26 protein-coding genes are annotated in these 24250 nt (G+C 61.4%); 4 read left to right on the top strand and 22 right to left on the bottom strand.

What is annotated here, in order from left to right:
* Nucleotides 1–21 precede the first annotated feature (21 nt).
* From NIBR502773_RS07965 to NIBR502773_RS08000, 8 genes are all read right to left on the bottom strand, one after another.
* Nucleotides 22–276, bottom strand: a complete 255-nt coding sequence (locus NIBR502773_RS07965) for a YkgJ family cysteine cluster protein (protein WP_065940713.1) — start codon at nt 274–276, stop codon at nt 22–24.
* Between the two features lie 162 nt (nt 277–438).
* Complete coding sequence (locus NIBR502773_RS07970; protein WP_115489089.1) at nt 439–930, bottom strand: translation initiation factor 2; 492 nt, start codon at nt 928–930, stop codon at nt 439–441.
* A gap of 104 nt (nt 931–1034) precedes the next feature.
* Nucleotides 1035–2474 carry a PLP-dependent aminotransferase family protein gene (locus NIBR502773_RS07975; protein ID WP_017527404.1) on the bottom strand — a complete coding sequence of 480 codons (1440 nt, stop codon included), beginning with the start codon at nt 2472–2474 and terminating at the stop codon, nt 1035–1037.
* Between the two features lie 271 nt (nt 2475–2745).
* Nucleotides 2746–3561: an OmpA family protein gene (locus NIBR502773_RS07980; RefSeq protein ID WP_141155800.1), complete on the bottom strand. Its 816-nt coding sequence runs from the start codon at nt 3559–3561 to the stop codon at nt 2746–2748.
* Nucleotides 3558–3920 carry a DUF4398 domain-containing protein gene (locus tag NIBR502773_RS07985; RefSeq protein ID WP_115489087.1) on the bottom strand — a complete coding sequence of 121 codons (363 nt, stop codon included), beginning with the start codon at nt 3918–3920 and terminating at the stop codon, nt 3558–3560. Before NIBR502773_RS07985 ends, NIBR502773_RS07980 begins: the two co-directional genes overlap by 4 nt.
* A gap of 9 nt (nt 3921–3929) precedes the next feature.
* A complete protein-coding gene (locus NIBR502773_RS07990) occupies nt 3930–4745 on the bottom strand; it encodes an ABC transporter substrate-binding protein (RefSeq protein WP_141155801.1) in 816 nt (271 codons plus the stop codon).
* An 84-nt stretch (nt 4746–4829) separates the two neighbouring features.
* Nucleotides 4830–5759 carry an electron transfer flavoprotein subunit alpha/FixB family protein gene (locus NIBR502773_RS07995; RefSeq protein WP_027603632.1) on the bottom strand — a complete coding sequence of 310 codons (930 nt, stop codon included), beginning with the start codon at nt 5757–5759 and terminating at the stop codon, nt 4830–4832.
* Nucleotides 5760–5761: 2 nt separating this feature from the next.
* Nucleotides 5762–6511, bottom strand: a complete 750-nt coding sequence (locus NIBR502773_RS08000; RefSeq protein WP_065924817.1) for an electron transfer flavoprotein subunit beta/FixA family protein — start codon at nt 6509–6511, stop codon at nt 5762–5764.
* Nucleotides 6512–7044: 533 nt separating this feature from the next.
* Between NIBR502773_RS08000 and NIBR502773_RS08005 the strand changes: the two genes are divergently transcribed.
* The gene (locus tag NIBR502773_RS08005; RefSeq protein ID WP_065940717.1) at nt 7045–8709 is read left to right on the top strand and encodes an electron transfer flavoprotein-ubiquinone oxidoreductase; all 1665 of its coding nucleotides are present in this window, start codon (nt 7045–7047) and stop codon (nt 8707–8709) included.
* 80 nt (nt 8710–8789) lie between these two features.
* Here the strand turns inward: NIBR502773_RS08005 and NIBR502773_RS08010 are convergent, their stop codons facing one another.
* The gene (locus tag NIBR502773_RS08010) at nt 8790–9683 is read right to left on the bottom strand and encodes an AraC family transcriptional regulator (protein ID WP_141155802.1); all 894 of its coding nucleotides are present in this window, start codon (nt 9681–9683) and stop codon (nt 8790–8792) included.
* A gap of 182 nt (nt 9684–9865) precedes the next feature.
* On the opposite strand from NIBR502773_RS08010, the gene NIBR502773_RS08015 reads away from it, so the two are divergent.
* On the top strand, nt 9866–10918 hold the full coding sequence (locus tag NIBR502773_RS08015) for an NAD(P)-dependent alcohol dehydrogenase (RefSeq protein WP_141155803.1): 1053 nt from the start codon (nt 9866–9868) through the stop codon (nt 10916–10918).
* Here the strand turns inward: NIBR502773_RS08015 and NIBR502773_RS08020 are convergent, their stop codons facing one another.
* The 6 genes from NIBR502773_RS08020 to NIBR502773_RS08045 form a co-directional block, all read right to left on the bottom strand.
* On the bottom strand, nt 10919–11722 hold the full coding sequence (locus NIBR502773_RS08020; RefSeq protein ID WP_027603627.1) for an IclR family transcriptional regulator: 804 nt from the start codon (nt 11720–11722) through the stop codon (nt 10919–10921).
* A gap of 87 nt (nt 11723–11809) precedes the next feature.
* A complete protein-coding gene (gene araH, locus NIBR502773_RS08025) occupies nt 11810–12775 on the bottom strand; it encodes an L-arabinose ABC transporter permease AraH (RefSeq protein ID WP_092486876.1) in 966 nt (321 codons plus the stop codon).
* Between the two features lie 19 nt (nt 12776–12794).
* The gene (araG, locus tag NIBR502773_RS08030) at nt 12795–14294 is read right to left on the bottom strand and encodes an L-arabinose ABC transporter ATP-binding protein AraG (RefSeq protein ID WP_141157833.1); all 1500 of its coding nucleotides are present in this window, start codon (nt 14292–14294) and stop codon (nt 12795–12797) included.
* Entirely contained in the window at nt 14291–15277 is a 987-nt protein-coding gene (locus tag NIBR502773_RS08035) for a substrate-binding domain-containing protein (RefSeq protein WP_065926341.1), read from the bottom strand. Before NIBR502773_RS08035 ends, araG begins: the two co-directional genes overlap by 4 nt.
* Nucleotides 15278–15314: 37 nt before the next feature.
* Nucleotides 15315–16136 carry an SDR family oxidoreductase gene (locus NIBR502773_RS08040; RefSeq protein WP_141155804.1) on the bottom strand — a complete coding sequence of 274 codons (822 nt, stop codon included), beginning with the start codon at nt 16134–16136 and terminating at the stop codon, nt 15315–15317.
* Nucleotides 16137–16310: 174 nt separating this feature from the next.
* Entirely contained in the window at nt 16311–16790 is a 480-nt protein-coding gene (locus NIBR502773_RS08045; RefSeq protein ID WP_027607824.1) for a GNAT family N-acetyltransferase, read from the bottom strand.
* A gap of 199 nt (nt 16791–16989) precedes the next feature.
* On the opposite strand from NIBR502773_RS08045, the gene NIBR502773_RS08050 reads away from it, so the two are divergent.
* Nucleotides 16990–17322 (top strand): hypothetical protein, encoded by a 333-nt coding sequence (locus NIBR502773_RS08050; protein WP_092490123.1) that lies wholly within the window; start codon nt 16990–16992, stop codon nt 17320–17322.
* 51 nt (nt 17323–17373) lie between these two features.
* A complete protein-coding gene (locus NIBR502773_RS08055) occupies nt 17374–17640 on the top strand; it encodes a hypothetical protein (protein ID WP_027607822.1) in 267 nt (88 codons plus the stop codon).
* Nucleotides 17641–17691: 51 nt separating this feature from the next.
* On the opposite strand, the gene NIBR502773_RS08060 is transcribed toward NIBR502773_RS08055, so the two are convergent.
* The 7 genes from NIBR502773_RS08060 to NIBR502773_RS08090 all read right to left on the bottom strand — a co-directional run bounded on the left by NIBR502773_RS08060 (nt 17692) and on the right by NIBR502773_RS08090 (nt 24205).
* A complete protein-coding gene (locus NIBR502773_RS08060) occupies nt 17692–18609 on the bottom strand; it encodes a PfkB family carbohydrate kinase (RefSeq protein WP_141155805.1) in 918 nt (305 codons plus the stop codon).
* Nucleotides 18602–20068, bottom strand: a complete 1467-nt coding sequence (locus NIBR502773_RS08065; protein WP_141155806.1) for a cytosine permease — start codon at nt 20066–20068, stop codon at nt 18602–18604. Before NIBR502773_RS08065 ends, NIBR502773_RS08060 begins: the two co-directional genes overlap by 8 nt.
* A 59-nt stretch (nt 20069–20127) precedes the next feature.
* Entirely contained in the window at nt 20128–21129 is a 1002-nt protein-coding gene (locus NIBR502773_RS08070) for an ADP-ribosylglycohydrolase family protein (RefSeq protein ID WP_141155807.1), read from the bottom strand.
* On the bottom strand, nt 21126–21839 hold the full coding sequence (locus tag NIBR502773_RS08075; RefSeq protein WP_115489003.1) for a GntR family transcriptional regulator: 714 nt from the start codon (nt 21837–21839) through the stop codon (nt 21126–21128). The genes NIBR502773_RS08070 and NIBR502773_RS08075 overlap by 4 nt, the downstream gene beginning before the upstream one ends.
* Nucleotides 21840–21909: 70 nt before the next feature.
* Nucleotides 21910–22470: a DUF1285 domain-containing protein gene (locus NIBR502773_RS08080; protein ID WP_065939054.1), complete on the bottom strand. Its 561-nt coding sequence runs from the start codon at nt 22468–22470 to the stop codon at nt 21910–21912.
* A 16-nt stretch (nt 22471–22486) separates the two neighbouring features.
* On the bottom strand, nt 22487–23092 hold the full coding sequence (locus NIBR502773_RS08085) for a DUF4823 domain-containing protein (RefSeq protein ID WP_027607816.1): 606 nt from the start codon (nt 23090–23092) through the stop codon (nt 22487–22489).
* A 144-nt stretch (nt 23093–23236) separates the two neighbouring features.
* Nucleotides 23237–24205, bottom strand: coding sequence for a GTP 3',8-cyclase MoaA (locus NIBR502773_RS08090; protein ID WP_027607815.1), 969 nt, complete (start codon nt 24203–24205; stop codon nt 23237–23239).
* Nucleotides 24206–24250 lie beyond the last annotated feature (45 nt).

Consider the following 24250-nt stretch of genomic DNA (forward strand, 5'->3'; position numbering starts at 1 on the left):
AAGTTCCGATAGTAAAGCCCATCAAGCCGCCGTCATCTGCTCCCACCAGCCGATCAACCGAATCGCATCGGCCTGGTCGGTGCCGCAGACATCGATATCCGCCTTGAAATCACTGCACACGGCCGGGCGCTCCGGGCGGCCGAACAGTTGGCACAGCTGTTCGACCGACAGGTGCAGGCAGCGTTCGCCCGCCGGTTTGCCATTGGGCATCCCGGGTAAGGGCGAACTGATGGAGGGGGCGATGCAGCAGGCGCCACAGCCTTCACGGCAATTCATGACCAGCAGGTCCTCGACGACTCAATAGGGACGGCCGGGCTAGAGTACGCCCTTAAACAGCCGTTTTAAAATGGGTTAACAGGGGTTTTTCGCACAAAACAAAAGTGACCGACCAGTCTGCGACAGATGGTCGATGGCCCGCGTCACTGTGCAGGAAAAAGTTTACTGCTTGAACTCGAATTCCAACGCCGCACCTTCCACTTCACGGCGCTCTTCGTTGCGCAATTGCAGCTTCATCTCATTGCTGAGCAAACGGCCATTGATCTGGAACGCACTGTTGTCGGTAGGCTTTTCACCGAACATCGGCGGCAACAACGGCACGCTCTTGGGCTTGGGCACGGTGCCCAGGGGCTGCAGGTGCCTGACCATGTCCGAAGGTAGGGACAAATCCAACTGTGCCGGTGGCAGTTTGGTCTGTGCCACTTCCTGGGCTGACTTGGATTTTTTCGCCGTTGACGCACGCTTTTTCGCCGTGGCGCTTGGCTTCTTCGTGACGGGGGCTTGCTTGGCGGAGGAAGGTTTTTTTACCGGGGCATCCTGCCGGGTGTTGGCAGCGGGCTTGTTTTCAGCCACGGGTGCCGCCGCCAGCGCTGTGCCGACGTTACACAGGCTTAACAGGCCAATCACCAAAGCAGCGCGAACAATTGAGGTCATATTGCCTACAGCATTAACGGCAGAGGGCCATATGCTCGCTTGTTGTGCGCGGCATGACAAGCACGGTGATCATCCAGCTATCGGCGTTGTCCCTTTTCAACGCCTCAAAAGCCGGCTGCGGTTTCCTGGCATAACTGGCTGGCCAGCATCCCCAGGGTCATCAGCGCTCGCTCTGCCTCGCGGTTCCACGGTGTGCCGCAGTTAAGACGAATACAGTGGTTGAACTGCTCGGTATTGCTGAAGATCAACCCCGGCGCAATGCTGATGCCCTGTTGCAGGGCGCGCACGTGCAGTTCCTGGGTATTGACCCGCCCTGGCAAACTGACCCACAAGATAAAGCCGCCCGTCGGACGGGTCATCTGGGTGCCTTCCGGGAAATACTGCTGCACCGCCAGTTGGAAGGCGCTGAGATTCTTGCGGTATTCCTGGCGGATGTAACGCAGGTGCCGGTCGTAGCCGCCGTTCTCCAGATACGCTGCCACACCCATCTGGGTGACGCTGCAGGCCGAGTGGGTGCTGAACATTTGCAGGCGCTGGATTTCCTGCTGGTACTTGCCGGCGATCATCCAGCCGATGCGCACACCCGGCGACAAGGTCTTGGAAAAGCTCGAGCAATAGATGACCCGGTCCAGGCGGTCATAGGCCTTGAGGGCCTTGGTGCGGCCGAGTTCGAACATCAGTTCGCCGTAGATATCGTCTTCGACAATCTGGATATCGAAATCCGAGGCCAGGCGCAGCAACTGTTTCTGCCGTTCCTCGGGCATGGTGCCGCCCAGGGGGTTGCTCAGGCGCGTGGTCAACACCAGGGCCTTGATCGACCATTGGTTGGCTGCCAGTTGCAGGGCTTCCAGGCTCATGCCGGTGGACGGGTCGCTGGGGATCTCGATGACTTTTAGGCCCAACAGGTCGGCCAGTTGCAGCAAGCCGTAATAGGTGGGCGATTCAGCCGCGATCAAGTCGCCGGGGCGTGTCAGCACCCGTAGCGACATCTGCAAGGCGTCAACACAGCCGTGGGTGATTACCACTTCGGAGGGGTCCACCACCACGCCGGCGTCACGCATGCGAATCGCCACCTGGCGGCGCAGCGGCTCGAAACCGGGACTGAACATGTAGCTGAAGGCGCGTGGGCTCTGGAAACGCGTGACCTTGGCCAATTGCTGGTGCAGCGCCCGTACCGGCAGATAGTCGACGCTCGGCACGGCGGCGCCCAGGGGAAATACACCTTCGCGGCGCGACTCGCCCAATACCTGCTGGATAATGCTGCTGCGGGTGACCAACCCCGGGCGCTCGACCCGCGCGATGTCCGGCGTGGGCGCCGTGAGTGCCGGCGTCTGGTGCACGTAGTAACCGGACTGCGGCCGTGCGCGGATCAATCCCTGATCTTCCAGGTTGGCGTAGGCCTGCAATACCGTGGCGTGGCTGACATTGAGCTGGGAGCTCATCTTGCGCACCGAGGGCACGCGCTCGCCAGGTTGATAGACACCGCGACGGATGTCCTCAGCCAGTTGCTGGGCGATACGTTGGTAAAGCAACAGATTGGTCATGACGCAGCACTCGATTTCACGGGTATTTTATTTTTGTGTGAAACATACCGGCACAGTTTAGAAGTGTACGGGGACAGTTGCCACAATAGTCGAGCGCGCGCGGGAGTGACAGTAAAAACTGTAAGGTCAGTGGAGAGAATACTCAGATGTATACAGAACAATGTGGGAGGGGGCTTGCTCCCGATGACGGAGTGTCAGTCGCCGAAAATAGTGACTGATCCACCGCTATCGGGGGCAAGCCCCCTCCCACACTTTTGATTTGCGCAAGGCTTCAGCGAGCGGCGCCCAACTGGCCCTTCTCGTCGGAGAACACTATTTCCACGCGACGGTTCTGCGCGCGGCCACGCTCGGAGGCGTTGGCTTCCACCGGGTACTGGTCGCCGTAGCCCTCAACCTGGATGCGTTTCTCGTCGATCCCCAGGTCCACCAGCACATCGGCCACCGATTGCGCACGATCACGGGACAGTTTGAGGTTTTCCTGCTGACCACCGGTATTGTCGGCGTACCCCTCGATGCGCACCACACGCTTGGGGTTCAGTTGCAGGAACTGCACGATTTTCAACACAGTGCGGTTGGCCGAATTTTTCAACTCCGCTTCACCGGTATCGAACAGCACGTCGCCCAGGGTCATCACCAGGCCGCGATCGGTCTGGGTGGTGGTCAGGCTGGCGATCTGTTCTTCGAGCCATTTACCCTGCTGCTGCACGCTGATCAGCTTGCTTTCGCGCAGGGCCAATTGCAGGCGCTGGCGTTCCAGTTCGAGCTTGGCTGCACGCTCTTCGTTAAGTGTCTGCTCGGTGTGTTCGCGGGCGATGGCACTGTAGCGCTGGCTCAGGTAGGCGTAATGCACCACGTCGGGGCCGCTGCCCCAGTAACTGGACAAGCGGTCGGCCCGCGCCAGGGATTCACCGGCGCGGATCACGTCCTTGGGTGCGATACGCAGCACGTTGGCGTCTTCCTTGACCTTCTGGAAGTCGCTGCCCGCCTGTTGCAAGGCCTGTTCGCCATTGGGGTGGCTGGCACAACCGCCCAGTGCCGCAGTGCCCAGCAGCACGGCACAGCCCAGACCACGGATCATCGGGTTCATTGGGCTTCTCCCAGCTGCAATTGCTTGCGCAGGCGCGTGATGCGGGTGTTGAGCACGTTCAGTTGTTCCTGGCTCTTGCGGGTCAGCACCTGGGCTTCGGCCAGGCGCGCATCCAGCTCGGCCTGTTCGGCCTGCATGCGCGCGTCCTTGTAGGATTGCTCGGCCATGTCGGCCTTGGCCTGGGCGAATTTGTCTTCGGCCAGTTTCAGTTCGGGTGATTCATCGGTGCTGGCGCCCACGGCGTTGGCTTGTTCCAGGGCTTGCTGGGTGAGGCGAATTTGTTCATTCGGCGCAGGATCGGCTGCACATCCCGCCAGAGCGACAACGGCGAGGGCCGCGAAAAAAGGTCGAAGAGTCACTGAAAATCCCTACTTTGTTGGGGTGCCGACGGGTTGTTGCAATTGCGCTTTCCAACGCTCCAGATTGCGCTGCAGCGCGGCTTCCGTCACACCAGACCCGGGCAATTCTGTCATCTTTTTGGCCAGCTGTCCGCGCAGCCAAGGATCATTGCAGGCCGAGTTGTGGGAAATCGCCAGGTACAGGCCGGGCTGATCGACGGGCACGTCCCGGGCGACCAGGTCATTGCTCATCCCTAATGTCTGGGCCATGGCCATGCCGGAGTAACGCCCGGCCAGCACGTAGTCCACTTCCCCCAGCAGCAGTTTCTGGAAGGCCGGGGTCAACGTGGGCAGGCGTTGCAGGGTCAATTGCTGGCCGGCGAAGGTTTCAAAGTCGCGGCTCAAGCGTGCTCGCTCCGACACTGCACCCTTGTGGCCATGCAGGTCGGCCGCCGTGGTATAGGCCAGCGCCGAATCCTTGCGGGTCCAGACCAGATAATCGAGCTGTACCAGCGCCGGGTGGATGTAGTCGAGGGTTTCCAGCTCGCCAAGGTTCAGCGGTGCATCGGCGAGGATGTCCATGCGCCCGCTGCGCACTTCGTCCAGGGCCAGGGAACGCTTGCCGCCGTAGAGCAGGTCGATTTTCAACCCAAGCTCCTTGGCTACCAGTTGCAAGACATCGGCGGTGGCGCCGATCAAATGCGTCGGGTCTTGGGGATCGCGCCACAGCAGCGGCGGTGCGTCCGGGCTGCCGGTGATCACCAGGCGATCACATTTGCCGGCTGCCTGGGTCAGGCTCGGCAGCAGCGTAAGTCCCAGCAGTACGGCCCAGGGGCGCAGTTCCATGGCGGTTTCTCCGGCGTTCAAAAAAGCCCGGGCCAAAAAAAGCCCGGTCACTAGACCGGGCTCTTTATAAGTGAAGCGGCTGGATTAGACCAGCTTCTCCAACTCAGGTACGGCTTCGAACAAGTCCGCCACCAGGCCGTAATCGGCCACCTGGAAGATCGGTGCTTCTTCGTCCTTGTTGATCGCGACGATCACCTTGGAGTCTTTCATGCCGGCCAAGTGCTGGATCGCGCCGGAGATACCGACGGCGATGTACAGCTGTGGCGCAACGATCTTGCCGGTCTGGCCGACCTGCATGTCGTTGGGTACGAAGCCTGCGTCGACGGCCGCGCGGGAGGCGCCGACCGCAGCGCCGAGCTTGTCGGCCAGGGCGTACAGGTGCTTGAAGTTGTCGCCGTTCTGCATGCCACGGCCGCCGGAAACGACGATCTTGGCAGCGGTCAGCTCAGGACGGTCCGACTTGGCCAGCTCTTCGCCGACAAAGCTGGAGGTGCCAGCGTCGTGGGCCGCGGAGACGGCTTCAACGGCAGCCGAGCCACCTTCAGCGGCAACCGGATCGAAACCGGTGGCACGCACGGTGATGACTTTGACGGCAGCGGTCGATTGCACGGTGGCAATGGCGTTACCGGCGTAGATCGGGCGCTTGAAGGTGTCGGCGCTTTCTACCGAGATGATCTCGGAGATCTGGTCAACGTCCAGCTGCGCGGCAACGCGTGGCAGGATGTTTTTGCCGTTGGAGGTAGCGGCAGCCAGGATGTGGCTGTAGCCAGCGCCCAGCTCTGCTACCAGGGGGGCAACGTTTTCCGGCAGTTGGTGAGCGTAAGCGGCGTTGTCGGCCAGCAGTACTTTGCTCACGCCAGCCACTTTGGCTGCAGCCTCAGCCACGGCGCCAGCGCCTTGACCGGCGACCAGTACGTGGATGTCGCCACCGATTTTAGCGGCAGCAGCAACAGTGTTCAGGGTGGCCGGGGCCAGCACCTTATTGTCGTGTTCTGCGATTACCAAGATAGTCATGATTAGATTACCTTCGCTTCGTTTTTCAGTTTCTCGACCAGTTCAGCCACCGACTTGACCTTGATGCCTGCGCTGCGTGCAGCCGGGGCTTCAACTTTGACGGTCTTGTTGGTGGAGGCGGTGGAAACGCCCAAAGCATCCGGAGTCAGCACTTCGAGAGGCTTCTTCTTGGCTTTCATGATGTTTGGCAGGGACGCGTAGCGCGGCTCGTTCAAACGCAGGTCGGTGGTGACGATGGCCGGCAGCTTCAGGGAAACCGTCTGCGCGCCGCCGTCGATTTCGCGGGTCACGGCAACATTGTCGCCGCTCACTTCGACTTTCGAAGCGAAGGTGCCCTGGCCGTAACCGGTCAGTGCAGCCAGCATCTGGCCAGTCTGGTTGTTGTCGCTGTCGATCGCCTGTTTGCCGAGGATCACCAGCTGAGGCTGTTCCTTGTCGACAACGGCCTTGAGCAACTTGGCCACGGCCAGGGAGGTCAGTTCTTCAGCGGACTCGACCAGGATAGCGCGGTCGGCACCCAGTGCCAGGGCGGTACGCAACTGCTCTTGAGCAGTGGTCGGGCCGATGGAAACCACAACGATTTCAGTCGCCACGCCTTTCTCTTTCAGGCGTACGGCTTCTTCCACGGCGATTTCACAGAAAGGGTTCATCGACATCTTGACGTTAGCAAGGTCGACGCCGGAATTGTCCGCCTTGACGCGAACTTTCACGTTGTAATCGACAACGCGTTTGACAGCTACAAGAACCTTCATGGATTCCTCGTTACTCTCCGGTGAAAAGAAAGTCGCCTAGGCGAACCTGGCGGTTGATGCTCATCGGCACACAAGGGCACCTCCAAAAACGGCGGCGAATGACCTTGCTCACGGGAAGTGATGACCGTTCGTCAGTGGTGACTGGGAGGTCATTCTTTATCGCGGCGTGTAAACTGCGCGCCATCAATTAAACGCGCGTCACCTGTTTTGCCTTTGCCGTGCTTTTGGACGTGCTCTTGAAACCTACAGTCTGCCTACGGTCTGTGCAAAACCGACCGTATATTGACCGGAACGCCTATTCTGGTCAATACGGCAAAATGGCCAGTCATAAGCCGCGTTGCTTTGATTTACCTAGCCTGCGGGCAATTCAAACAAACGTTTGTATTGGACGCTGACAGTGGTCTATATATAATGCGCCACCTAGAGAGACAGGTGGGTCATCCCCTGCCGTTGCGCACGGCGATGACGGACACGACACCGAACCTCCACCCATTAGAAAAAAAGCCTGTTGAGCCTTGAGTAGGAGATAGCCTGTGGAACGCGAATACATGGAATTCGACGTGGTCATCGTCGGCGCTGGCCCGGCGGGCCTGTCTGCCGCCTGCCGACTGAAGCAGAAGGCCGCCGAAGCCGGTAAGGAAATCAGCGTCTGCGTGGTCGAGAAAGGCTCCGAAGTGGGCGCACACATCCTCTCCGGTGCCGTGTTCGAACCCCGCGCCCTGAACGAACTGTTCCCGGACTGGAAGGAACTCGGCGCCCCGCTCAATACCCCCGTGGTGCGCGATGACATCTATGTGCTGCGCAGCGCCGACACCTCCACCAAGGTGCCTGACTTCTTCGTGCCCAAGACCATGCACAACGAAGGCAACTACATCATCTCCCTGGGCAACCTGTGCCGCTGGCTGGCCCAGCAGGCCGAGAACCTGGGCGTGGAAGTCTACCCAGGCTTCGCCGCCCAGGAAGCACTGTTCGATGAAAACGGCGTGGTGCGCGGGATCATCACCGGCGACCTCGGCGTCGACCGTGAAGGCCAGCCAAAGGAAGGCGTCTATACCCCCGGCATGGAACTGCGCGGCAAGTACACGCTGTTCGCCGAAGGCTGCCGTGGGCATATCGGCAAGCAGTTGATCCAGCGTTTCAACCTGGACAGCGACGCCGACGCCCAGCACTACGGCATCGGCCTCAAGGAAATCTGGGAGATCGACCCGGCCAAGCACCAGCCAGGCCTGGTGGTGCACACCGCCGGTTGGCCGCTGGACATCATGAGCAACGAGAACACCGGTGGCTCGTTCCTCTATCACCTGGAAAACAACCAGGTGGTGGTTGGCCTGATCGTCGACCTGTCCTACAGCAACACCTTCCTGTCGCCGTTCGATGAGTTCCAGCGTCTCAAGCACCATCCGGTGCTGGCCCAGTACCTGGAAGGCGGCAAGCGCATCAGCTACGGCGCACGCGCCATCTGCAAAGGCGGCCTGAACTCGCTGCCGAAGATGGTCTTCAAGGGCGGCGCGCTCATCGGCTGCGACCTGGGCACCCTCAACTTCGCCAAGATCAAAGGCAGCCACACCGCCATGAAGTCCGGCATGCTCGCCGCCGACGCCGTGGCCGACCGCCTGTTTGCCGAGTCCGAAGGGGGTGATGAGCTGACCGCTTACGTTGACAGCTTCAAATCCAGCTGGCTCTACGAAGAACTGTTCGCCAGCCGCAACTTCGGCCCGGCGATGCACAAGTTCGGCCCGATCATCGGCGCCGGCTTCAACTGGTTGGACCAGAACATCCTCGGCGGCAAGATGCCGTTCACCCTGCACGACACCAAGCCGGACTACGCCTGCCTGAAGCTGGCCAAAGACAGCAAGAAGATCGACTACCCGAAACCCGACGGCAAGTTGAGCTTCGACAAACTGAGTTCGGTGTTCATCTCCGGTACCAACCACGAAGAAGAGCAGCCGTGCCACTTGAAGTTGAAAGACCCAAGCATCCCGATCGGCACCAACCTGCCGCTCTACGATGAACCGGCGCAGCGTTACTGCCCGGCCGGCGTGTATGAAGTGATCACCCAGGAAGACGGCGAAAAGCGCTTCCAGATCAACGCCCAGAACTGCGTGCACTGCAAGACCTGTGACATCAAGGACCCTTCGCAGAACATCACGTGGGTCACACCGGAAGGTGCGGGTGGGCCGACTTACCCGAATATGTAAGCCAAGCGAGGCTCCCGAATGGGAGCCTTTTTTATGCAGTCAAACTCGGTCAACTGTGGGAGGGGGCTTGCCTGAAATGACTAGGCAGCCCGCTCTTCGCCAGGGTTACGCTCGAAGTAGCGCTTGTACTCGCGACTGAACTGCGACGTACTCTGGTACCCCACGCTGTGCGCCGCCTGCGCCACGCCCATGCCCTCCACCAGCAGCAACTGCTGAGCCTTGAGCAAGCGCAAACGCTTCAAGTACTGCACCGGCGACAGCAGCGTGCAACGCTTGAAATGCTCGTGAAACGTCGACGCACTCATGTGCGCGTACCCCGCCAACGTCTCGATATTCAGCGGCTCGGCGTAGTGGGCATGCAGGTGGTTCAACGACGTGGCGATCCGCGAAAACTGCCCCTGCTGTTCCACCAAGGCGCGCAGCACATCGGCCTGGGGGCCGCGCAAGGCGGTGAACAATAATTCCCGCACCCGCGCCGGCCCCATGATCCGGCTTTCCAGTGGATCGTGCAGGCACTGCAGCAGCCGCTCGACGCAGCCACGCATGGCGTCATCCAGGACCACCGAACTCATCGACTCCAGGGTTTGCGCGGTCGGCGGCGGACCGGCCTGCATGCCCATGGCCATCACCAACTCACCCAGCACCACGCGGTCGATGCCCACGGTCACCCCCAGCAGCGGCGCACCGGGCGCCATGGCGAACGTCTCGCACTCGAACGGCACCGGCATCGCCTGGATCAGGTAGTGCCCGGCGCCATACTCCAGCGTACGCGGGCCCAGGTAGGCGACCTTGCTGCCTTGGGCCACGAACATCAGGCTCGGCTCGTAGATCTGCGGGCCGCGCTCTACGTCGCAACTGGCGCGCAGCACTTGCACGCCCGGCAGGTGGGTCGGGGAGAAACCGTCGCGGGACGTCAGCCCCTCGATCAGGGCAACCAGCATGGCGTTGGCATCAACATGGCGGGTCAACAGCATGGCAAAAAACTTCGCGAATAAGGGATGAGAGCATCATCGCAGGTCTGGCCGCCGATGAATCCAAACAGGGGGCACTCCCGGACGAATAGGCATGAGACTCGGAGCAATCGCCATGGCCGCATCAGGGGGTGACGCGGAAAATGGCCCGCCTCATCTGTCCCTGCTTTTGCGAGGTTTTCGCCATGTATACCGCCATCGGTTACGCCGCCCAGTCGGCCACCACTCCCCTCGCCCCCATGTCGTTTGAACGCCGCAGCCCGCGCGCCGATGACGTGGCCATCGAGATTCTCTACTGCGGCGTGTGCCACTCCGACATCCACCAGGCGCGCAACGAATGGGGCATCGCCGTGTACCCGCTGATGCCGGGCCACGAGATCGTCGGCAAAGTCACCGCCGTCGGCGCCCGCGTGACCGCGCATAAAGTCGGCGACCTCGTCGGTGTCGGCTGCATGGTCGATTCGTGCCGCCACTGCGAAGCGTGCAAATCGGACCTGGAGCAATATTGCCTCGAAGGCCCGACCATGACCTACGCCACACCGGACCGCGTCGATGGCAGCAACACCATGGGCGGTTACTCCGACAGCATCGTGGTCAGCGAGCACTTCGTGGTGAAGATCCCGGCCAAGCTCGACCTGGCCAGCGCCGCGCCGATCCTGTGCGCAGGCATCACCACCTATTCGCCGCTCAAGCACTACGGCGTCAAGGCTGGCGACAAGGTCGGGATTCTCGGCATGGGTGGCCTGGGCCACATGGGCATCAAGTTCGCCAAGGCCATGGGCGCGGAAGTGACACTGTTCACCCGCTCGGCGAGCAAGGCTGAAGAAGGTCGTCGCCAGGGTGCCGACCATGTGATCGTGTCCACCGATGCCGAACAGATGCAAGCCGCCGCCGGCAGCTTTGACTTCCTGCTCGACACCATCCCGGTGCAGCACGACCTGAACCCCTACCTCGACGTATTACGCTTTGATGGCGTGCACATCCTGGTTGGCCTGATCGAGCCCGTGGACCCACCGGTCAACGCCGCCAAACTGGTATTGGGGCGTAAAGTGCTGGCCGGTTCGCTGATCGGTGGCATTGCCGAAACCCAGGAAGTCCTGGATTTCTGCGCCGAGCATGGCATCACCTGCGACATCGAAATGCTCGACATCCGCCAGATCAACGAGGCCTATACCCGCATGATCGCCGGTGATGTGAAGTACCGCTTTGTCATCGACATGGCGACCTTGAAGGTCTGATCAGGCCTTCGCACCCAACTCCGCCGACAGCCGCGCTGCGACCTGTTTGATCACAGGGATCAGCTCGGCCATTTTCTCCAGCGGCATGTAGGGCACGGTACTGGCGATGCTGATGCCGGCGACGATTCGCCGGCTGGCATCGCGCACCGGTGCCGCCACGCAACGGATCGACGGTTCGTTGTCTTCCAGGTCGAACGCATACCCGCCCACCACATACTCACGCATGCGCTGCTCGAACTGCGCCCAGGACTGTTCTGGATGCTGCGGCCATTGCAGGTTTTTCCCACCCGCCGGCAGGCTGGTCTCGTACAAGCGCTGCCACTCTTGCACCGAGTCATCCAGCAGCATCGCCTTGCCCACGCCCGTGCGCGCCAACGGCATGCGATGGCCGACCCGCGAGCGCATTTCCGGACCGTTGCGGCCAGGGTTCTTGTGCAGGTAGAGCACGTCGTCGTATTCGCGAATGGCCAGGTGGATGGTGTCGCCGGTCAATGCCGACAACTCGTCCAGGTACGGCACCGCCAGGGTCACCAGCGGCAGCTCTTCGCGGGCCTGAAACCCCAGCTCGATCAACTTCGGCCCCAACAGGTAGCCGACTTGCGGTACCACGCGCAGGTAACGCTCTTCCACCAGGCAACTGGCCAGGCGGTGGGTGGTGCTGCGGGTGGTGCCGATGCGCCTGGCGATCTCTTTCAGATCCCGCGCACCGGCCGCCACCGCCTGCACGACGCCCAGGCCACGCAGCAGGGTCTGGGTGCCGGTGGGGGCAGCGTCTTTGACGGGGGTGTGGGCGTTTTCCTGCATATCGGGCCTATAGGTATGAAAGCGGGGGCATTATGGCAAATACCGTCCCTCAATACAGTGGCGATCCAAAGGTGGGTGGTGTTCGATCTAGCGCTGCTTCATGCGGTCGATGATGACCGCCAGCAACAGGATCGAACCACGAATCACGTACTGGTAGAAGGTGTCGATGTTCTTCAGGTTCATCGCGTTCTCGATGATCGCCAGGATCAGCACCCCGGCAATCACATGGCGGATCATGCCGATGCCGCCGCTCAACGACACCCCACCCAGCACGCAGGCGGAAATCACCGTCAGCTCGAACCCCTGGCCGATCATCGGCTGGCCCGAGGTCATGCGCGAAGCGAGGATCACCCCGGCCAGCGCGCCGATCAGGCCGTGCACGGCAAAGATGATGATCTTGGTGCGATCAACGTTCACCCCGGCGAGCAACGCGGCTTCCTGGTTGCCGCCGATGGCCATGGTGTTGCGCCCATAGGTGGTGTAGTTGAGCAGCCAGCCAAAAAATACAAAGCACAGCACGGTGATGATGATCGGCACCGGCACGCCCAGCAGTTGGCCGTTGCCGAACACGAAGAAATCCTCGTTCATCACCCCCACCGCCTTGCCGTTGGAGAAGATATAGGCCAGGCCGCGCACGATCTGCATGGTCGCCAACGTCGCGATCAACGCATTGATACGCAGCTTGGCGATGACAATGCCGTTGATCAGCCCCACCACCAACCCCATGACCAATGCAGCGGACACACCGAGCGCCACGCTGTCGGTGTCACGAATCACGATCCCCGCTACCACCCCGGCGCAGGCAATCACCGAGCCCACCGACAGGTCGAAGTGCCCCGACGCCAGGCAGAACAGCATGGTGCAGGCGGCGATGCCCACGGTGGAAATCGCCAGGCCCAGGCCACGCATGTTCAGCGGCGAGAGGAAGTTGTCGATAAACAGCGCGCTGAGCACAAAGATGCCCAATGCCGCCAACAGCATCACCCAGTCATCGAGAAACTTGCGCTGGTTGAAACCCGGCCAGAAGCCCTTTGCAGTTTTTACCTGAGACATGCCTACACCCTCTTATTCTTCAAGCCCGCGAACGCGGGAGTGCCAGTTGCAGCAGGCGTGCTTCATCCGCTTGATCGCGGCTCAGTTCGCCGGTCAGCGCGCCTTCGCTCATCACCAGGATGCGATCGGAGATGCCCATCACTTCCATCAGGTCGCTGGACACCACAATCACCGCAATGCCACTGGCGGCCAGGTTATGAATGATCTGGTAGATCTCCGACTTGGCGCCGATGTCGATGCCGCGAGTCGGCTCGTCCAGCAGCAGGACCTTCATCGGCATCGACAGCCAGCGGCCAAGAATGGCTTTCTGCTGGTTGCCGCCGGACAGGTACATGATCTTTTGCGCGGCGGTCGGGGTTTTAACCTTCATCGCCTTGATCTGCTGGTCGGCATTGCCCTTCTCCCAGCCCTCGCGCAGCAACCAGCCGAATGAAGAGTGGGCGCCACGGGCGCTGATATTGATGTTCTCGGCGACGCTGGACAGCGGAATGATGCCTTCCTTCTTGCGATCTTCCGGGCACAGCAGTACACCGGCGGCGATGGCGTCGCGGGGCGAGCGCAGTTGCAGGGCCTCCCCACATAACTCAAGGCTGCCGGCGCTGGCGCGCTCCAAGCCGCTGAGCAAACGGAACAGCTCCGTGCGCCCTGCCCCGACCAAGCCGAACAGGCCGAGAATCTCGCCCTTGCGCACCTCAAAACTGATCGGCTCACGCAAACCCGGCCCCAACAAACCGTCGACCTTGAGCGCCACCTCGCCGTGCTCGCGCGGGCGGTAGTCGTAGATGTCCTGGATGTCGCGACCGACCATGCAGGTCACCAACTGGTCGTGGGTCAGCGCGCTCATGTCATCGAAGGTGCGCACGTAGCGGCCGTCCTTGAACACCGTGACCGCGTTGCAGATGCGGAACACTTCTTCCATGCGGTGCGACACATAGAGCACCACTTTGCCCTCGTCCCGCAGGCGCGTGATGATCGCCATCAAGCGGTCGATCTCCCGCGCCGACAGGCTGCTGGTGGGTTCGTCGAAGGCAATCACATGGGCGCCACGGGACAGCGCCTTGGCGATTTCCACCAGTTGGCGCTGGCCCAGGGACAGGCGGCCGAGTTTTTCCTCGGGGTCGATTTCATCCGCCAGGCCCTTGAGACAGGCCAGGGCCTGCTTGCGCAGCAGGCCCCGGTTGACCACGCCGAAGCGCGCGGGCAAATGCCCGAGGAACAGGTTTTCGGCGACGGTCATTTCCGGCACCAGGTGCAGCTCCTGGTGGATCACCGCGACGCCGCTGGCGATGCTGTCGGCGGCGCACTTGAACGCCATGGTCTGCGCGCCGATCTGCACGCTGCCGCTGCTGGGGATATAGGCACCGCCCAATATCTTCAGCAGCGTCGACTTGCCCGCGCCGTTCTCGCCCATCAAGGCGTGCACCTGCCCCGGGTGGGCGGTGAAGCTGATGCCGTCCAGCGCCTTGACCCCGGGAAAGGTCTTGCCGATAGCGTCAAAACGCAGGGCCGCCGCCGTCATTTCCACAGCCCGATCTTGGTCAGTTCTTCCTGGAAGTTGGCGCGGGTGATCAGGGTCACTTCATCCATGGCCGTGTATTTAGGCGGCTCGGTGCCCTTGGTGACCCACTCGTACATCATCAACGCAGTGTTGTAGCCCTCGATGTGCGGGCTTGGCAGCATCGAGCCGAAGAAGCCGCTGTTGGCCTTCTTCAATTCGCCGATGGCGTCGGTGCCATTGATACCGATACCGATCACATTGGCCGCAGCGAAACCGGCGCTTTCGGTGGCGCGCACGCCGCCGAGCACGGTGTTGTCGTTCATACCGCCGATGATCAGGTTTTTCGCACCGCTGGGCAGCTTGACCAGGGCCGAGTTGGTGGCGTCCATACTGCCGGGGACGTCGAGGGTTTTCAGTGCGGCGGTGAGGATGTGGTCTTTAGGGATGCCGGCTTCTTCGAGGGATTTGATCGAGCCGTCGGTGCGTTTCTTGCCGGTGTCGAGTTCATTGAAGGTGTTGATCACCGCGTAGGTGTCCTTCCAGTCCCAACCGCGTTTTTTCGCCTCGGCAGCCATGGCCGCGCCCTGTTTCTGGCCCACTTCAAACGCGGCCATGCCCAGGTACGGCACGTCCTCCATGAAGTTGCCCTTGGCATCGACAAAACGGTCATCCACGGCAATCACTTTCAAGCCGTTGGCCTTGGCCTTGGCGACGATGGCCGGGCCCAGGGACACGTCCGGCGGGCAGATCACAAAGCCCTTGGCGCCGTTGGCGGCCAGGCTGTCGATGGCCGAGAGGGTTTTCTCGCCATCGGGCACAGCGATCTTGATCACGGTAAAGCCATGTTCCTTGCCGGCTTTTTCGGCAAAGGCCCATTCGGTCTGGAACCACGGTTCCTCGGCCTGTTTGACTAGGAAGCCGATCTTCACTTCCTCGGCAAATGCGAAAGTACTGAGGCCACTGAGCACGGCGGCAGCTGCCAGTACGCGTATTGCTTTTTTCATGAACGGCACCTCTTGTTGTTATTGGGAGTGGCAAGTTCTAGTCGTGGTACATCACCGACCGCCCGCCATCGATCATCAGGCAGGTGGCATTGATAAAGGGCGCCTCGTCGGTCGCCAGGAACAGCGCCGTCATCGCCACCTCGATGGGCTGGCCGATGCGCTTGGGCGGGTGCATGTCGAACGCACGCTGGCGTTCGGCGTGGGGGTCGGGGAAACCGTTCCAGTAGTCGACGTTGAGCTGGGTCTCGATATAGCCAGGAGCGATGGCATTCACGCGGATGCCCTTGGACGCGTATTCGATACCCAGGGCGCGGGTGAGCCCGAGCAGGCCATGCTTGGCCACCGGGTAAGGGAAACAGCCGGGAATGATGTGGCTGGAATGGGTGGAGGCGATATTGATGATGTTGCCGATGCCCTGCTCGAGCATGTGCGGCAACACCGTGCGGCAGCCATACCAGGCGCCGTCGAGGTCAATGGCGAAGCAACGGCGCCAGTCTTCGTCGCTCATCTCCAACGGGTCGCGGAACACGTTGACCCCAGCGCAGTTGACCAGCACATCTACCCGGCCGAAGCGCTCAATGGCCACATTGACTAGCGCCAGCCATTGCGCTTTGCAGGTGATATCGACGGGTTGGGCGTAGATCTCGGCGCCGCGTTCGCGCCAGTGGGCAGCGACTTTCTCGACCTTGTCGCCCTGGATATCAGCGATCACCAGGCGCGCCTGCTGGGCCTGGAAACACGCGACGATCGCCTCACCAATCCCCTGGGCGGCGCCGGTGATGATCACCACCTTGTTCTTCAGGCGCTCGCCGTAGGTTGGCTCGGGCACAGCGGGTAATGACAACGGTTGGGCCTGCATCGCGTCACCTGTTTTATTTTTGGCAGTGAGTGCTGATTGCAGACGACTATAAACCCATCATTTGAAATATCTCAATATATAAATTTGCATCCCATATAGTGAGCAAAATCAAAAAATAATGTGGGAGCAAGCCGCCTCCCACATTTGATCTACAGTGCTTTCAAAACGGTGGCTTCAGCCGAGGGCAAAGTCCCGCAGCGCATCACCTTCCATGCGATAGCGCACCCACTCCTCCTGCGGCTGTGCACCGATGGATTTGTAAAAGGCAATCGCCGGCTCGTTCCAGTCCAGTACGCTCCACTCGAAGCGCGCGCAACCATTATCAAAGGCAATCTTCGCCAAGTGGCGCAACAGCTTCTTGCCCGCCCCGCCGCCACGTTGTTCGGGGTTGATGTACAGGTCTTCGAGGTAAAGGCAGTTGCTGCCCAGCCACGTGGAATAGCTGAAAAAGAACACCGCAAACCCAATCGGCAAACCATCCCGCGAGCAGATAAGGCCATGGGCCGTGGCGCCCTCGCTGAACAGGCTGCGCTGGATATCCACCACGCTGGCGATCACTTCATGCCGGGCTTTCTCGTACTCGGCCAACTCAGTGATGAAAGTCAGGATCTGCGCAGCATCGCTGGGCACGGCGGGGCGAATCTCGATGGTCATGGGCGAGCCTTGGGCAATTTCAAAGCACACATACTAAGGCGCTTTGATGACTGATTGCAGTGCAATTTCCGGAAAGCCAGGCAGCCGACACACAAAATCTTACAGGTGCCACGGCACCGTTCGTCGCCACCCAGGCACGATCATCAAGGCACAACTGACCAATAGAGGGTAAGGACATCAATCATATGGAGACACCCTCATGAAGCATTCCAAGTTTGCCGCCCTCGCATTTGCTGGCCTGTTGTCTTCGGTTTCGTTGAGTGGTTTCGCTGCCACGTCGTCCACCGGTCCTACCAACCCGGACGCCACCAGCGAATCGCAAAAATCCATGGGCACCGGCCTGGACACCAACGGCGGTGCGGTCATCGATAACACCAATGGGGCAGACCCGCATACCCAGGGTCACGACACCCAACGCCAGGCACCAGCGGCCGTCGGCAACGGCAAAATGGGCCCTTCGGTGAATGAGCCGAAGATCAATAAAGGCGATGACTCGAACCTGCCGGGCGCGCCGAAACAGCCTGCGCCTTAACGCTTCACACACAATCGCAACACCCGATCATTCCCCAATGAAGAGGTACGCATGAACGTCGATAAAGACCTTGAAAAAGAAGTCCTCACCCGCCTGCTGCACGCCCATCCCCAGGGGCTGGGCAAGGAGGTGCTGGATAACTACCGCGGAGAGAAAGTGGTCGCCAGTGCGTTGGCATTTCTGCAGGACCGCGGGTTGATCAAGGATGGGCATGTGACCACCGACGACGCCGGTGAATACTCGCTGAATCTGCCGATCAAGTTGACGGCGTCAGGTGTGGATGAAGCGCGCAAGCTCGAAGGTGAAACGCGCCAGTAGCCCTCATGCAAAACCCAATGTGGGAGGCCCCCTCCCACATTTTTTCCGCGCTTATTCGGTGAGTAATACGTCGACTTCGGCGCTGCCTGGGGAAGTTGCCGGCCCCCAACGCGTCACCGCCAAGGCTGCCGCTGCATTCGCCCGCAGTGCTGCCGCCGCTGGTTTCAAACCCGCCGCCAACCCCGCAATAAACACTCCTGCATGCGCATCCCCCGCCCCATTGCTGTCCACCGCCTGCACCTTGAAGCCGGGCACATGCTCGATCTGACCCGCACGCCCCACCCAGCAGCCATTCGGCCCGTCCCGCACCACCAGCAGCGTCTCGGCGGGCAGGTGCTGGCTGAGCGCCGGCAACGCTGCAACGATGTCCGCCGCGCCGGTAAACGCCAAGGCTTCAGGACCATTGCTGGTCCAGATATCGATACGTGGCAACAGCGCACCCATCAAGGCCGAATCCGGCGCTTTGACCAGCGGCCCCGGATCGAACACCACCACGACTTCCCGGGGCAGTGCCAGCAGCCAGTCGATCAGCGCCTGGGCCTTGCCTTCCAGGAGCAGGCTGTAGCCACTGACATAGACGTAGTCGTCGGCGCGCGGTGCGACGGCGGTCAAATCCTCCTGGCTGAGTTCACCCTCGACGCCGATATGGGAAATGAACGTGCGCTCGGTAGTGGCTTCGGTCAGGGACACACACAAACCAGTGTCCTTTGCGCTGCTGGCTGCCAGGGCCATGTCAATGCCCTCGGCCTGCATCGCCGCGCGGGCCAGGTCGCCGAAGCGGCCAGTGCCGTGACGGCCCAGATAGACCACTGGCAAGCCATTTCGCCGCGCCGCCGCCATCACATTGAAGCCCCCGCCGGCTTCGAAGCTGGCGGACTTGGCCAGCACGTCGCCGCCGGTCGCGGGCAAGGTGTCGAGGGCCATGACCAGGTCGACGATGACCTGGCCGGTGTGCAGCAATCTAGACATTAGGGCTCTCTACCAACGCCGGACGACGGTCAGCCGCGCCGCCCAGTACCGCATAAATCCCACCGGCAACCAGAAAAGTGACGATCCAGCCCAGGCCATTGTGGCCGAGCCAGGAGTCGGACAACGGCCCGGCGAACCAGATGTTCTCGGCAGTGGTGCCGATGGTGGTGAAGCTGAAACCCAGCACGATGGCCACGGCCCAGGCGCCGAAGGCACGCCATTCCACACCGCCGCGATACCAGTAGGCGCTGCTCGGGCTCACGTCCAGCAGGTCCTTGGGGCTGTAGTAGTGACGATGGATCAGGTCGACCACGAAGATCCCTACCCACGCGGTGATCGGCACCGCCAGCAACGAGATGAAGGTGATGAACGGGCCGTAGAAACTGTCGGCGATCAGCATGAAGTAGATGGAACCGGCGAAGATCGCCACGATGTCGACGATCACCGCATGCACGCGCTTGACCTTCAGGCCAAGGGTCAAGGTGGTGAGGCCGGCCGAATACACCGACAGGTTGTTCGACAGCAGCAGCCCGCCAAACGCGGTGATCAGGTACGGCACCGCCATCCAGGTGGGCAGCATGTCGCGGATCGCGATGATCGGGTCAGTGGCCGCGGCCAGGTCGTTGTTGCCGACCGACAGCAGGCCGCCAAGGGTAATCAGCAACACCAGCGGAATGCCTGCACCAAATGCCGCCGACGCCACCAGGCGCACGGCGGTGACGCTGCGGTGCTGGTAGCGCGACATGTCGGCACCGGCGTTGGCCCAGCCGATACCGGTACCGGCGGCCATGGTGCCGACGCCGATGATCATCGCGCTCAGGGGAGCCGGGGTGGCGTTGAACACCGCGCTCCAGTCGATGGTGGCACAGAGGAAACCGCCCACCAGGATATTCAACGCGCCGAACACGTAGGTGGCCCACTTCTGGATCACCAGCAAGGTGGCGTGGCCGAGGCCCGAAACGGCCAAGGTCAGCAACACGAAAATGCCGATGAAGATCAGGGTGAGGACCGGTGCGCTTTTCGCTTCCACCGCAGAGCCGAACAGAATCGAACACAACGACAGCAACACGAAGGCAGCCGTGGTGGTGTTGACGGTTTCCCAGCCCAGGCGCGACATCAACGACACCAGCGTCGGACCAATATTGCCGCGCACGCCGAAGATGGCGCGGGACAAGGTCAGGCTGGGGGCACGGCCGCGACGGCCGGCGATAGAGATGATGCCCACCACGGCGAACGAGCCGGCAGTGCCGAGGATCGCGACGATGATCGCCTGCCAGATGGCCAGGCCGCGAAACGCCACGAGGGTGGCGCCGAGGGGCAGGCCGAGGATGCTGATATTGGCGGCGAACCACACCCAGAACAGTTGCAGTGGATGGCCGTTGCACTCGCCTTCAGGGACCGGTTCGATACCGCGGGTTTCCAATTGCCCGGCGCTTTGGCCGGAAGAAGTGCTGCTCATGAGTGGTGCTCCTGGTGCCTGTATTGTTGTGGTTGTGGCGGATACGCGGTCTTCCTGACTCAGCGCAATGCGAGCAAGCCTTGAACCAACGGCTGCAGATCGAGGCCGTTGACCTGCTTGACTTGTTCGATCATCGATTCGGGCCAGCACTGCAGGCCGAGGCAGGCACCGAGCATCGCGCCGAGCATCGCGGCAATCGTGTCGGTATCGCCACCCAGGCTGGCGGCCAGGCAAAGGGCTTCGAACGCGTTCATGGCCCCCACCGCCACTTGCTGGGCGAGGGCAAACGACACCACCACCGACTCCTGGGAGGCGACGGAGGTGCCGATCAATTCATACAGCAGGTCGGCGAACAGGGCTGTGTCGCCGCTGCCGACGCTCAGGGTGCGCGCCCAACTGATGCGGGTGGAGATGCGCCCGCCGGCAATCCAATGGCCATGGCCTTCCGCCTGTTGAGCCACCTGGGTGCCGATATTCAAGGCTTCACCCAAGTCCACACCGTTGATGCCTGCGGACACCACCGCCGCCACTGCCGCTGCGCTGGAGATGCCCAGGGTGGTGTTGTGGGTGACCTGGCAGGCCTGGATCACCGCCTGGATAAATCGCGCCGGGTCGCTGACATTGGCGGCGATCCCCACGGGCGTGATGCGCATGGCGGCACCATTGGTGGTGCCGTAGCGCCCGGATTCTTCCGGGGTATGGCCGTTGAGGATCATGTCGATTGCACGCTTGGTCGACGGGCCGAGTAGATCCTGGGAGCCCTTGGCGCGCATCACCGCTTCCCAATCGATCAGGCGCCGGGCGAGCACGGCGGGGTCGATCTTGCCTTGGCCCTCGACCAGCAACTCACCCACCAGGATCGCTTGCTCGGTGTCATCGGTGATGGAGCCCGCCGGCATATTGGGCGCGATGGGTTGGTCGGCGTCGGCATCTTCCAGGCCGGTAATGGCACCAAAGCGCTGTTGCACTTGCTCACGGCTCAGGGATTGGGTGGGCATGCCCAGGGCATCGCCCAACGCCAGGCCGTAGAAAGCGCCGAGGGCGCGGGTATTCAGGGTCATTTCGAAGATCCAAACTGCAGGTGCAGGCGAAAGTGCAGAGGGTCGAGCAGGCTTTCGACGTACTCCATGAAGCGCTCACGACGATCGTAGGTGGTGCGTGAGGCCTTGAGAAACACGGTACCGGCAGGTCGGCCAAGCAGCTCGGCGTCTTCATCGCTGAGGGGCTCGGCGCCGATCCATTGGTCACCTTCGGCACCGACGTAACCGTAGGCTGCCAGGGTGATGGTCAGGGAATTGTCGATCAGCCCAACGCGCGGCAGGCTTTCCAGGCCACCGGACGCGGGCATCAGCGAGCGCTCAAGGGAAACGGCAGTGCCATCAGTCGTGCGGCGACGGCGGTCGAGGGCGATAAATTGGTCGGTGCCGAAGCGACTGAACAGATCGGCGCGCGTCACTGCTTCCAGGCGCAGAATATCGGTGGTCACCAAGGCCCCGGTGTCCGCCAGGGCCTGGGCCCAACCGCTTGTTTGATCCAGCGCGATGCCATCAAATGTGACGATGGAGCCCACGCCGCTCTGGGTCGCGATGTAATTGCGCCTTTTGAGTTCGGCGAGGGCTTCACGCAGCGTGCCCCGGCTGACCGCAAACTCTTCAGCCAGTTGATGCTCGCCCGGCAACAGGAAACCGTCGGCCATCACCCCACCCTCGATACGGCGGATGAGCTCGTCGACGACGCGTTTTTTCTTATCAAATCGAACATGTCTAATCATGTACAAATTGATAACCGAAAGCGCCCGTTTGCAGCAAGGGAATTATTTCAGGGAGATGAAAAAACCGGCTTCACGGCTCCAGGCCAATACGGAAAAACTCGCCGCCGCTCCATACGCCAAGCCAGTTCTGACCATTGATCGGGCGGCTCACTGCCAACTCCACCAATTGATAGAACACATTGCGATGCACCAGGGCTTCGAGGTTGGTACGCACCCGCAGATAGGGGGACGGTTCCTGGGTGACGGGGTCGATCACCACCCGCAGTGGATGCTCGATATCGGCTGCAACCTGTTCGTCGACGTTGGTGGTGAAGCGCAGCACCTGGCTTTCGCCCTGCCCTTCGACGTCGAGGGTAACCGCGACAAAGGGCGCATCATCGACGGTGATACCGACTTTTTCCACCGGGGTGATCAGGAAGTAATCATCGCCATCACGGCGGATGATAGTAGAGAACAACTTGACCATCGGCTTACGCCCGATCGGCGTGCCCTGGTAGAACCAGGTGCCGTCACGGGCGATGCGCATATCGATGTTGCCGCAGAAATCCGGGTTCCACAGATGCACCGGCGCCGGTCCCTTGCCCTTGGGCAATTGAGCCAACAGATCGTTGGCCTTGGCGGAATCGGTCATGGTGTTCTCCTTGGTGTTACTGATCGCCCATGCCCAGCAGGCCTCGGGCGTACTGCGCCAAGGGGCGGGCAATCAGGTCTTCTGGCTTGTTGTCGTGGAACGTCAGTAAACCGCCACGACTGCGTATACGTGCAGTATCAATCAAATACTGGGTGCTGGTCTCGATCAACATGATCTGGATTACCCCGTTGTCCAGGCCAAGCCGGTCCAGCGCCTCTTGATCAGCCCATTCGTCGGCGTTGCCGATACGGTCATCGGCCTTGGCGAAGCGGCAGTACAGCAGGTAGTGGGCACCCGCCGCACGGGCCTCGGCCATCGCCTGCTCCAGGCCTTCCGGCTGACGAGCGCGGCGCACCATGGGAAAGTATTCGACGAAACCGTTGAAGGCTTCCTCGGCCACCACATTCGGCCGCGGGTAGGCGCTGCCGGGCGGTACAAATGCACCCTGGGCGATAAAGACAAAGGAATCCGGCTGTATGCGCACCGAGGCAGTCCGACGAGTGTCGCTGTGGTCCAGCAACCCGGCGTCGCTCATCTGATAACGGGTGCCTTCGGCCATATCGCTGACGGTCATGCAACCACTCAGCGTCAACGACGCCAGCAACAAAACCAGACTACGCATCCTAATCCTCCAGAAGCCGGTGACGGAAAACCGGCGAATGGGCACGAGATGCAGAATCCGCGCCATTTGGAAACAACGCAGAACTAAATGTGGGAGGGAGCTTGCGCCCTCCCACATTGGCTGATGTTTAATCTTGGGAAAGCATTATCCGCCGATGATCTTCATGACCGTCGCGCCGCCGGAGAAAGCCACTTCCTGCTTGTCTCCCAAGGCCTTCATCAGCAGGCCTTGCAGGGCCGGCAGCGCCTGGTGGCGAGGCTTGTCCAACAGGTCGCCGACATAGTGACGGTTGCTCGACGACAGGCAGCCATGCAGCCAGCCGGTCGACGACAAGCGCAGCCGTGAACAGGTGCGGCAGAACGGTACGCTTTCGTTGGCGATCACGCCAAAGAAGCCTTTGCCCGGCACCTCGTAGCGTACCGCCGTGGCGTCCACGGGAGCGTTGGCTTGCAGGTATTCATGGTGTTCGCCGATCAGGCCGAGCAGTTGTTGCAGGCTGACGAACTGCTGCAGGAATGCATTGGAGTCCTTGGCCAGGTGGCCCATGCGCATCAACTCGATAAAACGCAGCTCGTAGCCACGCTCCAGGCAGTAATCGAGCAGCGGCATCACCTGGTCGAGGTTCTGGCCGCGCAACGGCACCATATTGACCTTGATCTTGATCCCGGCAGCACGCGCCTGGTCCATGCCATCGAGCACGGTGGCCAGGTCGCCGCCACGGGCGATGCTGCGAAAGGCATCGGCATCCAGGGTGTCGAGAGAAACATTGATACGCCGAATCCCGGCATCCACCAGCAGCGGCAGTTTGCGCGCCAGCAACTGGCCGTTGGTGGTCAGGCTGATGTCGCTGAGGCCCATGCCGCCCACCGCGCCCATGAAGGCTTCCAGCTTGGGGCTGACCAGCGGTTCGCCGCCGGTGATACGTAAGCGGTCGATGCCCGCCGCCTCGATCAGGTAGGCCACGCCACGGGCCATGGCCTCGGCCGAGAGTTCGTCCTGGGCAGCCACCAGCCGCTTGCCGTTCGGCACGCAGTAGGTACACGCGTAATTGCAGGCTGAGGTCAGGCTGATCCGCAAATTGCGAAAACGCCTGCCTTGACGATCAACGATCATGGATCACTCCGGCAGAGGATGATTCGGGCGCGCTAAAAACTGACT

Origin of the sequence: Pseudomonas sp. NIBRBAC000502773 (assembly GCF_006517195.1) — a bacterium.
Lineage (GTDB): Bacteria > Pseudomonadota > Gammaproteobacteria > Pseudomonadales > Pseudomonadaceae > Aquipseudomonas > Aquipseudomonas marginalis.